Here is a 14,785-nt window from a genome sequence, read left to right on the forward strand (position 1 = left end):
GGATTGCGATGAGCATGCTTTACACCATTCTGGGCACCCTGATCGCCCTCGGCGTGCTGGTGACCTTCCACGAGTTCGGGCACTTCTGGGTGGCCCGACGGTGCGGGGTCAAGGTGCTGCGCTTCTCGGTGGGTTTCGGCAAGCCGTTGCTGCACTGGCGCGATCGCCAAGGGACGGAGTTCGCCGTGGCCGCGATTCCCCTAGGCGGCTACGTGAAGATGCTCGACGAACGCGAGGCGGACGTAGCGCCTGAGCTGCTTGACCAGGCCTTCAACCGCAAGCCGGTGGGTCAGCGCATTGCCATCGTCGCCGCTGGGCCGATCGCTAACTTCCTGCTGGCCATCTTCTTTTTCTGGATCCTGGCCATGCTCGGCAGCCAGCAGGTGCGCCCGGTCATCGGCGACGTACAGCCGGACAGCCCGGCGGCCCTGGCCGGCCTGGCATCCGGCCAGGAAGTAGTGGCGGTGAACGGCGACCACACCCGGGGCTGGTCGGCGGTCAACCTGCAACTGGTGCGCCGCCTGGGCGAGACCGGTTCCCTGGACTTCATCACGCTGGACAAGGGTTCCAGCGTGGAAACCACCCATCGTGTGCCGGTGACGGACTGGCTCAAGGGCGAAGAAGAGCCCGACCCCCTGGGCGCTCTGGGCATCCGCCCGTGGCGTCCGCAGATCCCGCCGGTGCTGGGCGAAGTGGCGCCCGATGCGCCGGCCAGCAAGGCCGGGCTGCGCGCCGGCGACCGCATCGTCGCCCTGGATGGCGAGGCAGTGGACGACTGGCAACGCATGGTCGACTGGTTGCGGGCGCGGCCCGACGCGGCGATCACCCTGACCCTCGAGCGGGACGGCCAGCGCCTGGATGTCCCCGTCACCCTGGCCGCCCGGGGCGAGGGCAAGGCCCGCAGCGGCTACCTCGGCGCCGGTCCCCAGGCCATCGAATGGCCGGCCGACATGCTCCGCGAAATCCGCTTTGGTGCCCTCGACGGCTTCGGCGAGGCGCTGTCCCGCACGTGGCAAATGAGCGTGCTGAGCCTGGATTCCCTGAAGAAAATGCTGCTGGGTCAGCTCTCGGTAAAAAACTTGAGCGGGCCGATAACCATTGCTAAAGTGGCGGGCGCTTCGGCCCAGTCGGGCGTGGGGGACTTCCTGAATTTCCTCGCCTACCTGAGCATCAGCCTGGGGGTGCTCAATCTTCTGCCGATCCCCGTTCTGGATGGGGGGCACCTGCTGTTCTATCTGGTCGAGTGGGCGCGTGGCCGTCCTGTATCGGAGCGAGTGCAGGCCTGGGGTGTGCAGATCGGCATCAGTCTGGTCATCGGGGTGATGTTGCTCGCCCTGGTCAACGACTTGAGCCGTTTATAACGCGACACCGTATTCCGGGTCCGCCGCGCCGTTGTCGGCGGACTCCTTATCATCCGTTGGAAAAAAGGACCTCATGAAACGCCTGCTGCTACCTGCGGTGCTTGCCGCACTCATGATCTCTGAGGTTCACGCCGACTCTTTCACCATCACCGACATCCGTGTCAACGGCCTGCAACGGGTATCGGCGGGCAGCGTGTTCGGCGCGCTGCCGCTCAACGTCGGCGAGCAGGCCGACGACCATCGCCTGGTCGAGGCGACCCGCTCGTTGTTCAAGACCGGCTTCTTCCAGGACATCCAGCTCGGCCGCGACGGCAACGTCCTGGTCATCAACGTGGTCGAGCGGCCCTCGATTTCCAGCATCGAGATCGACGGCAACAAGGCGATCTCCAGCGAGGACCTGCTCAAGGGCCTCAACCAGTCCGGCCTCGCCGAGGGCGAGATCTTCCAGCGAGCGACCCTGGAAGGCGTGCGCAACGAGCTGCAGCGTCAGTACGTGGCCCAGGGCCGCTACTCTGCCGAGATCGACGCCGAGGTGATTCCCCAGCCGCGCAACCGCGTCGCGCTGAAGATCAAGATCAACGAAGGCACCGTGGCCTCCATCCAGCACATCAACGTGGTGGGCAACACGGTGTTCTCCGACGACGAGCTCGCCAGCCTCTTCGAACTGAAGACCAGCAACTGGCTGTCGTTCTTCAAGAACGACGACAAGTACGCCCGCGAGAAGCTGTCCGGTGACCTGGAGCGTCTGCGCTCCTACTACCTGGACCGCGGCTACATCAACATGGACATCTCCTCTACCCAGGTGTCTATCACGCCCGACAAGAAGCACGTCTACATCACCGTGAACGTGGCCGAGGGCGAGAAATACACCATCCGCGACGTGAAGCTCTCCGGCGACCTGAAGGTCCCCGAGGACGAGGTCAAGGCACTGCTGCTGGCCCAGCCCGGCCAGGTGTTCTCCCGCAAGGTGATGACCACCACGTCCGAGCTGATCACCCGCCGCCTGGGCAACGAGGGTTATACCTTCGCCAACGTGAACGGCGTGCCGGAGCCCCATGACGACGACAAGACCGTCTCCCTGACCTTCGTCGTCGACCCGGGCAAGCGGGCCTACGTCAACCGCATCAACTTCCGCGGCAACACCAAGACCGAGGACGAGGTGCTGCGCCGCGAGATGCGCCAGATGGAAGGTGGCTGGGCCTCCACCTACCTGATCGACCAGTCGAAGACCCGCCTGGAGCGCCTGGGCTTCTTCAAGGAAGTCAACGTCGAGACCCCGCAGGTGCCCGGCTCCGACGACCAGGTGGACGTCAACTACAGCGTCGAGGAGCAGCCGTCCGGCTCCATCACCGCCAGCGTCGGCTTCGCCCAGAGCGCCGGCCTGATCCTGGGTGGCTCTATCAGCCAGAACAACTTCCTCGGGACCGGCAACAAGGTCAGCATCGGCCTGACCCGCAGCGAGTACCAGAGCCGCTACAACTTCAGCTTCGTCGACCCCTACTGGACCGTCGACGGCGTGAGCCTTGGCTACAACGCCTTCTACCGCAAGACCGACTACGACGACCTCGATGTCGATATCTCCAGCTACTCGGTCAACAGCCTGGGCGCCGGGGTCAACGTCGGCTACCCCATCAGCGAGACGTCGCGCCTCACCTTCGGTCTCAGCGCCCAGCAGGACAATATCGACACCGGTCGCTACACGGTGCAGGAAATCTACGATTTCATCGATAACGAGGGCGACACCTACCTGAACTTCAAGGCCTCGGCTGGCTGGTCGGAATCGACCCTGAACAAGGGCGTGCTGGCGACCCGTGGTCATTCCCAAAGCCTGGTGTTCGAGACCACCATCCCGGGCAGCGACCTGTCGTTCTACAAGCTGGACTACCGCGGCCAGATCTTCGCCCCGCTGAGCCAGAACACGGCCCTGCGCTTCCACACCGAGCTGGGCTACGGCGACAGCTTCGGCTCCACCTCCGAGCTGCCGTTCTACGAGCACTACTACGCCGGCGGCTTCAACTCGGTGCGAGGCTTCAAGGACAGCACCCTGGGCCCGCGCAGCACGCCCAGCAAGGCGTATAGGAACGGCCAGCAACTGCCCTCGGGCCAGTGCGATTCCCGCGGCCGATGCACCGACCCCGACCAGGATGCCCTGGCCTTCGGTGGCAACGTGCTGGTCCAGGGTGGCGTGGAGCTGCTGTTCCCGCTGCCCTTCGTCAAGGACCAGCGCCAGTTGCGCACCGTGCTGTTCTGGGACGTGGGTAACGTCTTCGATACCAGCTGCCCGTCCGGTTCCAAGGATTGCAGCAGCGTAAACTTCGGCGACATGGCCAGTTCCGTGGGTGTCGGCCTGACCTGGATCACCGCGCTCGGCCCGCTGAGCTTCAGCCTGGGCATGCCGATCCGCAAACCGGACGACGGCGACACCCAGATCTTCCAGTTCTCCCTGGGCCAGACCTTCTGATCCTCGGACTTTGTTGCAGACAACCGCTTGTGTTGCAGGAGTGCCATTGTGAGTAAGTTGACCCAACTCGTTCTGCTCGGCGGCGCCTTGCTGGCGACTCCGGCCTTCGCCGAGATGAAGATCGCCGTGCTGAACTACCAGATGGCGCTCCTGGAGTCGGATGCGGCGAAGAAATACGCCGTGGACGCGGAGAAGAAATTCGGTCCGCAGCTGAACAAGCTGAAGACCTTGGAGAGCGACGCCAAGCGCCTGCAGGACCGCGTCGTGAAGGGCGGTGACAAGCTGCCCCAGGCCGAGCGCGAGCGCCTCGAGCTCGAATTCAAGCAGAAGGCCCGTGACTTCCAGTTCCAGTCCAAAGAGCTGAACGAAGCCAAGGCGGTGTCCGACCGCGACATGCTCAAACAGCTCAAGCCGAAGCTGGACAAGGCCGTCGAAGAGGTCCTGCAGAAGGGCTCCTATGACCTGGTCCTGGAGCGCGGCGCCGTGGTCGACGTCAAGCCGCAATACGACATCACCCGCCAAGTCATCGAGCGCATGAACCAGCTGCGCTGAGCATGAGCCCCATGGTCTTCACCCTCGGTCAGTTGGCCGAACGCCTCGGCGGCAGCCTGCGCGGTGAGGCGGCGACGCCCATCGACGGGCTCGCCACCCTGCAGGAGGCCGGCCCTGGTCAGTTGTCCTTCCTGGCCAACCCCCAGTACCGCAAGTACCTGGCGGAGACCCGCGCCGCCGCCGTGCTGCTGACCGCCGCCGATGCCGACGCCTACGACGGCGCAGCCCTGGTGGTGGAAAGCCCCTACCGCGCCTACGCCGAGCTGTCGCACCTGTTTGACCGCACGCCGCGTCCGGTGCCCGGCGTGCATCCCACCGCGGTCATCGCGGCCGACGCCTGGGTCGACGCCAGCGCCAGCATCGGCGCCTATGCGGTGATCGAAGCCGGCGCCCGCATCGAGGCGAACGTTACCCTAGGCGCCCATTGCGTGATTGGCGCCCGCAGCCGGATCGGCGAGGGTGGCTGGCTGGCGCCCCGGGTCACCCTCTACCACGACGTCACCATCGGCCGCCGCGTGGTGATCCAGTCCGGCGCGGTGATCGGTGGCGAAGGCTTCGGCTTCGCCAATGAGAAAGGCGTCTGGCAGAAGATCGCCCAGATCGGCGGCGTGAGCATCGGCGACGACGTCGAGATCGGTGCCAATACCACCATCGACCGCGGCGCCCTGGCGGACACCGTCATCGGCAACGGCGTGAAGCTGGACAACCAGATCATGATCGCCCACAACGTGCAGATCGGCGACCACACCGCCATGGCCGCCTGCGTGGGCATTTCCGGCAGCACCAAGATCGGCCGCCACTGCATGCTGGCGGGCGGCGTCGGCCTGGTGGGCCACATCGAGCTGTGCGACAACGTCTTCGTCACCGGCATGACCATGGTCACCCGCTCCATCAGCGAGCCGGGCGCCTATTCGTCCGGCACCGCCATGCAGCCGGCGGCGGAGTGGCGGAAGAGCGCGGCGCGCATCCGGCAGTTGGACGACATGGCGAAACGCCTGCAACAGGTGGAAAAACGCCTGGCCGCCGTGACCTCGGAGGGGGACGTCTCATCTGATGCCTGATTCCCCGTTTGGCTTCGGCCTGCGCCGAACCGCCCAGGACCGTTCGTAGCGGAGCCGCTTCGCTACGTTCTGACGCGCCATGCCCCGTGCACCGCGCGTTTCTATCTTTCTATACAGGCTTCCCCGCACATGATGGACATCAACGAGATTCGCGAATACCTGCCGCACCGCTATCCTTTCCTGCTGGTGGATCGGGTAGTCGACCTCGACGTCGAAGGCAAGCGCATTCGGGCCTACAAGAATGTCAGCATCAACGAGCCGTTCTTCAATGGGCACTTCCCGGAGCACCCCATCATGCCCGGCGTGCTGATCATCGAGGCGATGGCCCAGGCGGCGGGAATCCTCGGCTTCAAGATGCTCGACGTGAAACCTGCCGATGGCACGCTCTATTACTTCGTAGGCTCGGACAAGCTGCGCTTCCGCCAGCCGGTGCTGCCGGGCGACCAGTTGATCCTTGAAGCCACCTTCGTCAGCGTGAAGCGCAGCATCTGGAAGTTCGAATGCCAGGCCAGCGTCGACGGCAAGGAAGTGTGCTCGGCCGAAATCATCTGTGCGGAACGCAAACTATGAGTTTGATCGACCCTCGCGCCATCATCGATCCGTCGGCACGGCTGGCGGATGGCGTTCAGGTCGGTCCCTGGTCGATCATCGGTCCCGACGTCGAAATCGGCGAAGGCACGGTGATCGGCCCTCATGTCATCGTCAAAGGCCCGACCCGCATCGGCCGCCACAACCGGATCTATCAATTCTCTTCGGTGGGGGAAGATACGCCGGACCTGAAGTACAAGGGTGAAGCGACCCGCCTGGTGATCGGTGACCATAACGTCATCCGCGAAGGCGTGACCATCCACCGCGGCACCGTGCAGGACCGCGCGGAAACCACCATCGGCGACCACAACCTGTTCATGGCCTACGTGCACATCGGCCACGACAGCGTCATCGCCAACCACTGCATCCTGGTCAACAACACCGCCCTGGCCGGCCATGTCCACGTGGACGACTGGGCGATCCTCTCGGGCTTCACCCTGGTGCACCAGTTCTGCCGCATCGGTGCCCACAGTTTTTCCGGCATGGGCACCGCCATCGGCAAGGACGTGCCGGCCTACGTCACCGTCTTCGGCAACCCGGCCGAAGCCCGCAGCATGAATTTCGAGGGCATGCGCCGCCGCGGTTTCTCCGCCGAGGCGATCCATGCCCTGCGCCGCGCCTACAAGGTGGTCTACCGCCAGGGGCTGATGGTGGAGCAGGCCCTGGCCGAACTGGCCGAGGCCGCCCTGCAGTTCCCCGAAGTCGCGGTCTTCCGCGACTCGATCCAGTCTTCCACCCGGGGCATCACCCGCTGACCCATGGGCAGGGCATTGCGCATCGCACTGATCGCCGGCGAGGCATCCGGTGATCTGCTGGGGGCCGGGCTGATCCGAGCACTCAAGGCACGCCACCCCGACATCGTCTTCACCGGCGTCGGCGGGCCGCTGATGGAAGCCGAAGGGCTGGTGTCCCATTTCCCCCAGGAGCGCCTGGCCGTGATGGGCCTCGTGGAAGTCCTGGGCCGCCTGCCGGAGTTGCTGCTGCGCCGTCGGCGCCTGCGTCGCCGGTTGATCGCCGAGCGCCCCGACGTGGTGATCGGCATCGATGCCCCGGATTTCAACCTCGACCTGGAACTGGGCCTGCGCCGCGCCGGCCTGCGCACGGTGCACTACGTCAGCCCGTCGGTGTGGGCCTGGCGGCAGAAGCGAGTGCTGAAGATCCGCGAAGCCTGCGACCTGATGCTCACGCTGTTCCCCTTCGAGGCGCGTTTCTACGACGAGCACCAGGTGCCGGTGCGCTTCGTCGGCCATCCGCTGGCGGACACCATTCCCCTGGACGTGGACCGCCGGGCGGCGCGCCAGCGCCTTGGCCTGCCCGAGGTCGGCGAAGTGGTCGCCCTGCTGCCGGGCAGCCGGGGCGGGGAAGTGAGTCGCCTGGGCGGCCTGTTCCTCGACACCGCCGAACGCCTGCTGGCCCAGCGCCCGGGGCTGCGTTTCGTGCTGCCCTGCGCCAGCCCGGCGCGGCGAGTGCAGCTGGAGGCGCTGCTGGCGGGTCGCGACCTGCCAGTGACCCTGCTGGATGGCCGTTCCCACGACGCCCTGGCGGCCTGCGACGGGGTGCTCATCGCCTCCGGCACGGCGACCCTGGAGGCGTTGCTGCACAAGCGGCCGATGGTGGTGGCCTACCGCATGGCGCCACTGACCTTCCGCCTGCTCAAGCGCCTGGTGAAAAGTCCCTACGTGTCGCTGCCGAACTTGCTGGCCGGGCGCGTGCTGGTGCCGGAACTGATCCAGGACGCGGCCACCCCCGACGCCCTGGCGCGGACCCTGCTACCCTTGCTCGACGAGCCGGAGCGGCAGACCGAGGCGTTCGACGCCATCCACCGCGCCCTGCGCCGCGACGCCTCCGTCCAGGCGGCGGACGCGGTGCTGAACCTGATTGGAGAACCCTGATGCAGATGGGCCTGGATTTCGCCCTGGTGGAAGAACTCGTCGCCGGCGTCGACGAAGTGGGCCGCGGCCCGCTGTGCGGCCCGGTGGTGACCGCCGCGGTGATCCTCGATCCAGGCCGGCCGATCAAGGGGCTCAACGACTCGAAGCTGCTCAGCGAGGCCCGTCGCGAGGCGCTGTACCACGAAATTCGCGAGAAGGCCCTGGCCTGGTGCGTCGGCCGCGCCGAGGTCCACGAGATCGACAGCCTGAACATCCTCCACGCCACCATGTTGGCCATGCAGCGGGCGGTGGAAGGGCTCAGCGTGCTGCCGCGCCTGGCCCTCATCGATGGCAACCGTTGCCCACGCCTGGCGGTGCCCAGCGCCCCGGTGATCAAGGGCGACAGCCAGATTCCGGCCATCGCCGCCGCCTCGATCCTCGCCAAGGTCAGCCGCGACCGGGAGATGGGCGAGATGGACGGCCTCTACCCGGACTACGGCATGGCCGCCCACAAGGGCTACTCCACCCCGCAGCACTTGGACGCCCTGAAGCGCCTCGGCCCCACCCCGATCCACCGCCATTCCTTCGCCCCGGTGCGCGAGGCCGCGCTGCTGTTCGCCCGGGCGGGACTCGGCACCGCCCTCGATCCGCTGCCCCCGGGCACGCCGCTGCCGATCCTCTGACGGGACACCGCACGGGCGGCGGACCGATCGCCAACCTGTAGCTTTGCCAACCGGGCCGGTACAATCCCGCGTCGTCTTCGCCGCGCAAAGGGTTTCCGCATGTCCGCTTCCTTCGTCCACCTTCGCCTGCACACCGAATACTCCCTGGTCGATGGCCTGGTCCGGGTCAAACCCCTGGTGAAGGCGGTGGCCGGGCTGAAGATGCCGGCGGTGGCGGTGACCGACCAGGGCAACATGTGCTCCCTGGTGAAGTTCTACAAGAGCGCCATGGGCGCCGGCATCAAGCCCCTTTGCGGCGCCGACCTGTGGCTGGCGAGCCGCACCGAAGATGGCCCGCTGACCCGCATGACCCTGCTGGCGATGAACGCCAAGGGCTACCGCAACCTCACCGAGCTGGTCTCCCGCGGTTTCGTCGAGGGCCAGCGCAATGGCGAGGTGATCATCGAGCGGGAGTGGGTGAAGCAGGCCGCCGAAGGCCTGATCGCCCTGTCCGGCGCCAAGGAAGGGGAGGTGGGCCACGCCCTGCTGGACGGCGAGCCGGCCCTGGCCGAGGCGTTGCTGATGGAGTGGCGCGAGGTGTTCCCCGGGCGCTTCTACCTGGAAGTGCAGCGCACCTCGCGGGTCAACGACGAGGAGCACCTGCATGCGGCGGTGGACCTGGCGAGCCGCACCGCCACGCCCCTGGTGGCCACCAACGACGTGCGCTTCCTCAAGCAGGAGGACTTCGAGGCCCACGAGACCCGGGTCTGCATCGGCGAAGGCCGTACCCTGGACGACCCGCGCCGGCCGCGCAACTACTCGGACCAGCAGTACCTGAAGACCGCCGAGGAAATGGCGGATCTGTTCAGCGACCTGCCCGAGGCGCTGGAAAACACCGTGGAGATCGCCAAGCGCTGCAACATCGAAGTGCAGCTGGGCAAATACTTCCTGCCCAATTTCCCGATCCCCGCGGGCATGACCATCGACGACTACCTGCGCAAGGTGTCCTTCGAGGGCCTGGACGACCGTCTCGCGGTGCTGCTGCCCACGGACACCCCGGACTACGACGAGAAGCGCCAGGTCTACCTCGACCGGCTGAATTTCGAGCTGGACATCATCATCCAGATGGGTTTCCCCGGTTACTTCCTCATCGTGATGGACTTCATCAAGTGGGCGAAGAACAACGACGTGCCGGTCGGGCCCGGCCGGGGCTCGGGCGCCGGCAGCCTGGTGGCCTACGTCCTGAAGATCACCGACCTCGACCCGCTGGCCTACGACCTGCTGTTCGAGCGGTTCCTCAACCCCGAGCGGATCTCCATGCCCGACTTCGACGTCGACTTCTGCATGGACGGCCGCGACCGGGTGATCGACTACGTGGCCGAGGCCTACGGGCGCAACGCGGTGAGCCAGATCATCACCTTCGGCACCATGGCGGCCAAGGCGGTGGTGCGCGACGTGGCCCGGGTGCAGGGCAAGTCCTACGGTCTCGCCGACCGCCTGTCGAAGATGATTCCCTTCGAAGTCGGCATGACCCTCGACAAGGCCTACGAGCAGGAAGAGATGCTCCGGGATTTCCTCGCCACTGACGAGGACGCCCGGGAGATCTGGGACATGGCGCTGAAGCTGGAAGGCATCACCCGCGGCACCGGCAAGCACGCCGGGGGCGTGGTGATCGCCCCCACCAAGCTCACGGATTTCTCGCCCATCGCCTGCGACGAGGAGGGCGGTGGCCTGGTGACCCAGTTCGACAAGGACGACGTCGAGCAGGCCGGCCTGGTGAAGTTCGACTTCCTCGGCCTGCGGACCCTGACCATCATCAAGTGGGCCATGGAGACCATCAACCGGGAGCAGGCCAAGAAGGGCCTGGAGCCGGTGAACATCGACTTCATCCCCCTGGACGACAAGCCCACCTACTCGCTGCTGCAGAAGGCCGAGACCACCGCGGTGTTCCAGCTGGAATCCCGCGGCATGAAGGAGCTGATCAAGAAGCTCAAGCCGGACTGCCTGGAGGACCTCATCGCCCTGGTGGCGCTGTTCCGCCCGGGCCCGCTGCAGTCGGGCATGGTGGACGACTTCATCAACCGCAAGCACGGCCGCGCCGAACTGGCCTACCCGCACCCCGACTACCAGTACGAGGGCCTCAAGCCGGTGCTGGCGCCCACCTACGGCATCATCCTCTATCAGGAACAGGTGATGCAGATCGCCCAGGTGATGGCCGGCTACACCCTCGGTGGCGCCGACATGCTGCGCCGTGCCATGGGCAAGAAGAAGCCCGAGGAAATGGCCAAGCAGCGTGGCGGCTTCATCGAGGGCTGCGCCAACAACGGCATCGACGCCGACCTGGCGGGCAACATCTTCGACCTGGTGGAAAAATTCGCCGGCTACGGCTTCAACAAGTCCCACTCGGCGGCCTATGGCCTGGTCTCCTACCAGACCGCCTGGCTGAAGGCCCACTTCCCGGCGCCGTTCATGGCCGCGGTGCTCTCCGCGGACATGCACAACACCGACAAGGTGGTGATCCTCATCGAGGAATGCCGGCACATGAAGCTGCGCATCGACGCGCCGGACGTCAACACCTCGGAATTCAAGTTCACCGTCAACGACGATGGCCGCATCGTCTACGGCCTGGGTGCCATCAAAGGCGTGGGCGAGGGACCGGTGGAAGCGATCACCGAATGCCGGACTCAGGGCGGGCCGTTCAAGGACCTGTTCGACTTCTGCGGCCGGGTCGACCTCAAGCGCATCAACAAGCGCACCCTGGAGGCGCTGATCCGCTCCGGCGCCCTGGATCGCATGGGGCCCTACTACCAGGACGAGCTGAAGGCCTACCAGGCCAGCGTCGACCTCAACCGCGCCGTGCTGCTGGCGGCCATGGAAGAGGCCATCGCCGCCGCGGAGCAGACTGCCCGCAGCCAGGACAGCGGCCACATGGACCTGTTCGGCGGACTGTTCGCCGAGCCGGAGGCAGACGTCTACGGCAACCACCGCTCGGTGCGCGAACTGTCCCTCAAGGAACGCCTCAAGGGCGAGAAGGACACCCTCGGCCTCTACCTCACCGGGCACCCCATCGACGAGTACGAGGGTGAGGTGCGGCGGTTCGCCCGGCAACGGATCGTCGAGCTGAAGCCGGCGCGGGACACCCAGACGGTGGCCGGGCTGATCGTCAACCTGCGGGTGATGAAGAACAAGAAGGGCGACAAGATGGGCTTCGTCACCCTCGACGACCGCTCCGGCCGCATCGAGGCCTCGCTGTTCGCCGAGGCGTTCAGCGCGGCCCAGGCGCTGTTGCAGACCGACGCCCTGGTGGTGATCGAGGGCGAGGTCAGTCAGGACGACTTCTCCGGCGGTCTGCGCCTGCGCGCCAAGCGCGTCATGAGCCTGGAGGAGGCGCGCACCGGCCTCGCCGACAGCCTGCGCATGAAGCTGGACAACCAGGCCCTGCAGGGCGACCGGCTGCGCTGGCTGGGCGAACTGATCGGCCGCCACCGCGGCGGCTGCCCGATCACCCTGGAGTACCGGGGCGACGAGGCCCGCGCGCTGCTGCAGTTCGGCGAAACCTGGCGAGTGGACCCCGCGGACAGCCTGATCCAGGCGCTGCGTGACCAGTTCGGACGGGACAACGTCTTCCTCCACTACCGCTGACGCGACAGGCCGGGATTCGTCTTCCGCCGCCGCCCGGCCCGCCCCACACACCGAGGCGGCCGGCCGGTCCCGCGTCGGCTCGACCCCGGTCGCCCGATCCCGTAAGGTAGGGCGTCGAATGGACCCAGCCGCCTGGCCCCACGCGCACGACGGAAGCCTATGAACCCGAATTTCCTCGATTTCGAACAGCCGATCGCCGACCTGCAAGCCAAGATCGAAGAGTTGCGCCTGGTCGGCAACGACAACGCCCTGAACATCAGCGACGAGATCGCCCGCCTGCAGGACAAGAGCAAGTCGCTCACCGAAAGCATCTTCGGCAACCTGTCCAGCTGGCAGATCGCCCAGCTCGCCCGGCACCCCAAGCGTCCGTACACCCTCGACTACCTGTCCCACCTGTTCACCGAGTTCGATGAACTCCATGGCGACCGGCATTTCTCCGACGATGCCGCCATTGTCGGCGGCGTGGCGCGCCTGGACGGCGAGCCGGTGATGGTCATCGGCCACCAGAAGGGCCGCGAGGTCCGCGAGAAGGTCCGCCGCAATTTCGGCATGCCGCGCCCCGAGGGCTACCGCAAGGCCTGCCGCCTGATGGAAATGGCCGAGCGTTTCAAGCTGCCGATCCTCACCTTCATCGACACCCCGGGCGCCTACCCCGGCATCGACGCCGAAGAACGCAACCAGAGTGAGGCGATCGCCTGGAACCTGCGGGTCATGGCCCGCCTGAAGACCCCGGTGATCGCCACGGTGATCGGCGAGGGCGGCTCCGGCGGCGCCCTGGCCATCGGCGTCTGCGACAGCCTGAACATGCTGCAGTACTCCACCTATTCGGTGATCTCCCCGGAGGGCTGCGCCTCGATCCTCTGGAAGACCGCCGAGAAGGCCGCCGATGCCGCCGAGGCCATGGGCATCACCGCCGAGCGCCTGAAGGGCCTGGGCATCGTCGACAAGGTGATCGAGGAGCCCCTGGGCGGCGCCCACCGCGACCCCGCGGCCATGGCCGAGGCCCTGGGCAAGGAACTGATCAGCCAGCTCGACCACCTGCGGGGCCTCGACATGGACGCGCTGCTGACACGTCGCTACGAGCGCCTGATGAGCTACGGCGCGCTGTAAGCGCCGTTCGGGGCCGCCTTCCCCTTCCGCGCGGCCCCGTTTCCCTTCCGCCATGACCCTCCTGCAGCGTCTCGACGCAGCCCTGGCCCCTTGGCGCCAGGCAAGCGGCTGGTGCGTGGCGCTCAGCGGCGGGCTGGATTCCAGCGTGTTGCTGCACCTGCTCGCCCGTCATCCGCAGCGGGACCGTCACCCGCCGCTCCGGGCCCTGCATGTCGAGCATGGCCTGCAGGCCGCAGCGGCCTCGTGGCCCGCGCACTGTCGTGCGCTGTGCGCCACCCTGGACGTTCCGCTGGACTGCGTGTCGGTCCGGGTGGATGCGGGGGCCAGTCTCGAGCAGGCGGCGCGCACTGCTCGCTACGGTGCTTTCGAGGCCGCCTGTTCCCAGGGTGACGTGCTGTTCACCGCCCACCACCGGGACGACCAGGCCGAGACCCTGCTGTTCAGGCTGCTACGGGGCGCCGGTGTGCGCGGGCTGGCGGGCATGCCGGTGCAGCGCCGCCTCGGCCAGGGCTGGCTGGTGCGTCCCTTGCTGGGCGTCGGCCGGGCCGAACTGGAGCGCCATGCCCGAGCGCTGGGGCTGGATTGGGTGGATGACCCATCCAACCGCGACACTCATCTGGCTCGCAACCACTTGCGCCATGACATCCTCCCTAGCCTGCACGGGCGCTGGCCCCAGGCGGCGGCGAACCTGGCCCGCAGCGCTGCTCACCTGCGGGAAGCGGAGTCGTTGCTGGAGGACCTGGCGGCCCTCGACGTGGGCGCTGCCGAGCCCGGCGCGCGCTGGCCCTGGCTGGGTTTGCCGTCCCTGGCCCTGGCGCCCCTGGCGCGCTTGTCGCCGGCGCGCCAGCGCAATGCCCTGCGCGCCTGGCTGGCCGCCTTTACACCCTTGCCGGACCTGGACCATTGGGTCGGCTGGGAAACCCTGCGGGACGCCAAGGCCGATGCCACGCCGGTGTGGCGGCTGGCGCGAGGCGAACTGCATCGCGCCGACGGGCACCTGTGGTGGCTGTCGGGCGACTGGTTGCGCCCGCCACCCCACCCGCCCGCCTGGCCGGTGGGCGAGGCGTCCCTGGCGCTGCCGGGCAACGGCGTCCTGACCTGGCAAGGCACGCCGCCCCCAGGGGACTGGACGGTACGCTACCGGGCGGGCGGCGAGCAGTTGGCGCTGCCGGGGCGTGGCCACCGCGACCTCAAGCGCCTGCTCAACGAAGCCGGTGTGCCGGGCTTCGCGCGCGGCCGTTTGCCGCTGCTCTATTGCGACGGCGAGCCCCGGGCCGTGGCCAACCTGCCCGGGCTGGACCGTCCGGCCGGCGTGGACGCTGCGCTGCGCTGGACGCCGCCACCGGGCGATACGGTTTGAGCTGAGGGGGCTTTGCGGGTAGACTACGCTCCCGTCTTACTAGCGCTTCTGCGGATCCCTCGGACCCCGCAGCGGCGTGCATTGCCGGCGACGTCAACGACCTCGCCCGTACAGGGC

The 14,785-nt window shown here is 67.1% G+C and carries 11 protein-coding genes; all 11 read left to right on the forward strand.

All coding sequences use genetic code 11. The features are described 5' to 3' along the window. Positions 1 to 8 precede the first annotated feature (8 nt). The 11 genes from rseP (at position 9) to tilS (ending at position 14,668) form a co-directional block, all read left to right on the forward strand. Positions 9 to 1,361: a sigma E protease regulator RseP gene (gene rseP, locus FM069_RS06960; RefSeq protein WP_143487565.1), complete on the forward strand. Its 1,353-nt coding sequence runs from the start codon at positions 9 to 11 to the stop codon at positions 1,359 to 1,361. 73 nt (positions 1,362 to 1,434) lie between these two features. After that, positions 1,435 to 3,822 carry an outer membrane protein assembly factor BamA gene (gene bamA, locus FM069_RS06965; protein ID WP_143487566.1) on the forward strand — a complete coding sequence of 796 codons (2,388 nt, stop codon included), beginning with the start codon at positions 1,435 to 1,437 and terminating at the stop codon, positions 3,820 to 3,822. 48 nt (positions 3,823 to 3,870) lie between these two features. Beyond that, the gene (locus FM069_RS06970) at positions 3,871 to 4,374 is read left to right on the forward strand and encodes an OmpH family outer membrane protein (protein ID WP_143487567.1); all 504 of its coding nucleotides are present in this window, start codon (positions 3,871 to 3,873) and stop codon (positions 4,372 to 4,374) included. Positions 4,375 to 4,376: 2 nt separating this feature from the next. Then, on the forward strand, positions 4,377 to 5,435 hold the full coding sequence (lpxD, locus tag FM069_RS06975; protein ID WP_143487568.1) for a UDP-3-O-(3-hydroxymyristoyl)glucosamine N-acyltransferase: 1,059 nt from the start codon (positions 4,377 to 4,379) through the stop codon (positions 5,433 to 5,435). Positions 5,436 to 5,564: 129 nt separating this feature from the next. Then, a complete protein-coding gene (gene fabZ / locus FM069_RS06980) occupies positions 5,565 to 6,005 on the forward strand; it encodes a 3-hydroxyacyl-ACP dehydratase FabZ (protein ID WP_143487569.1) in 441 nt (146 codons plus the stop codon). Further along, a complete protein-coding gene (gene lpxA / locus FM069_RS06985; RefSeq protein WP_143487570.1) occupies positions 6,002 to 6,778 on the forward strand; it encodes an acyl-ACP--UDP-N-acetylglucosamine O-acyltransferase in 777 nt (258 codons plus the stop codon). The genes fabZ and lpxA overlap by 4 nt, the downstream gene beginning before the upstream one ends. Before the next feature lie 3 nt (positions 6,779 to 6,781). Beyond that, positions 6,782 to 7,915, forward strand: a complete 1,134-nt coding sequence (lpxB, locus tag FM069_RS06990) for a lipid-A-disaccharide synthase (protein WP_143487571.1) — start codon at positions 6,782 to 6,784, stop codon at positions 7,913 to 7,915. Further along, positions 7,915 to 8,577, forward strand: a complete 663-nt coding sequence (rnhB, locus tag FM069_RS06995; protein WP_143487572.1) for a ribonuclease HII — start codon at positions 7,915 to 7,917, stop codon at positions 8,575 to 8,577. Before lpxB ends, rnhB begins: the two co-directional genes overlap by 1 nt. A gap of 99 nt (positions 8,578 to 8,676) precedes the next feature. Further along, positions 8,677 to 12,198: a DNA polymerase III subunit alpha gene (gene dnaE / locus FM069_RS07000; protein WP_143487573.1), complete on the forward strand. Its 3,522-nt coding sequence runs from the start codon at positions 8,677 to 8,679 to the stop codon at positions 12,196 to 12,198. A gap of 159 nt (positions 12,199 to 12,357) precedes the next feature. Next, positions 12,358 to 13,308 carry an acetyl-CoA carboxylase carboxyltransferase subunit alpha gene (locus FM069_RS07005; RefSeq protein ID WP_143487574.1) on the forward strand — a complete coding sequence of 317 codons (951 nt, stop codon included), beginning with the start codon at positions 12,358 to 12,360 and terminating at the stop codon, positions 13,306 to 13,308. 52 nt (positions 13,309 to 13,360) lie between these two features. Further along, on the forward strand, positions 13,361 to 14,668 hold the full coding sequence (gene tilS, locus FM069_RS07010) for a tRNA lysidine(34) synthetase TilS (protein ID WP_143487575.1): 1,308 nt from the start codon (positions 13,361 to 13,363) through the stop codon (positions 14,666 to 14,668). The last annotated feature ends 117 nt before the right edge of the window (positions 14,669 to 14,785 follow it).

This window comes from Pseudomonas mangiferae (genome assembly GCF_007109405.1).
GTDB classification, from domain to species: domain Bacteria; phylum Pseudomonadota; class Gammaproteobacteria; order Pseudomonadales; family Pseudomonadaceae; genus Pseudomonas_T; species Pseudomonas_T mangiferae.

Excerpts from the sequence above, each read along its gene's own strand:
- rseP (WP_143487565.1), top strand. The coding sequence starts at position 9 with ATGAGCATGCTTTACACCATTCTGGGCACCCTGATCGCCCTCGGCGTG.
- lpxA (WP_143487570.1), top strand. The coding sequence starts at position 6,002 with ATGAGTTTGATCGACCCTCGCGCCATCATCGATCCGTCGGCACGGCTG.
- lpxD (WP_143487568.1), top strand. The coding sequence starts at position 4,377 with ATGAGCCCCATGGTCTTCACCCTCGGTCAGTTGGCCGAACGCCTCGGC.
- tilS (WP_143487575.1), top strand. The coding sequence starts at position 13,361 with ATGACCCTCCTGCAGCGTCTCGACGCAGCCCTGGCCCCTTGGCGCCAG.
- rnhB (WP_143487572.1), top strand. The coding sequence starts at position 7,915 with ATGCAGATGGGCCTGGATTTCGCCCTGGTGGAAGAACTCGTCGCCGGC.
- FM069_RS07005 (WP_143487574.1), top strand. The coding sequence starts at position 12,358 with ATGAACCCGAATTTCCTCGATTTCGAACAGCCGATCGCCGACCTGCAA.
- bamA (WP_143487566.1), top strand. The coding sequence starts at position 1,435 with ATGAAACGCCTGCTGCTACCTGCGGTGCTTGCCGCACTCATGATCTCT.
- lpxB (WP_143487571.1), top strand. The coding sequence starts at position 6,782 with ATGGGCAGGGCATTGCGCATCGCACTGATCGCCGGCGAGGCATCCGGT.
- dnaE (WP_143487573.1), top strand. The coding sequence starts at position 8,677 with ATGTCCGCTTCCTTCGTCCACCTTCGCCTGCACACCGAATACTCCCTG.
- fabZ (WP_143487569.1), top strand. The coding sequence starts at position 5,565 with ATGATGGACATCAACGAGATTCGCGAATACCTGCCGCACCGCTATCCT.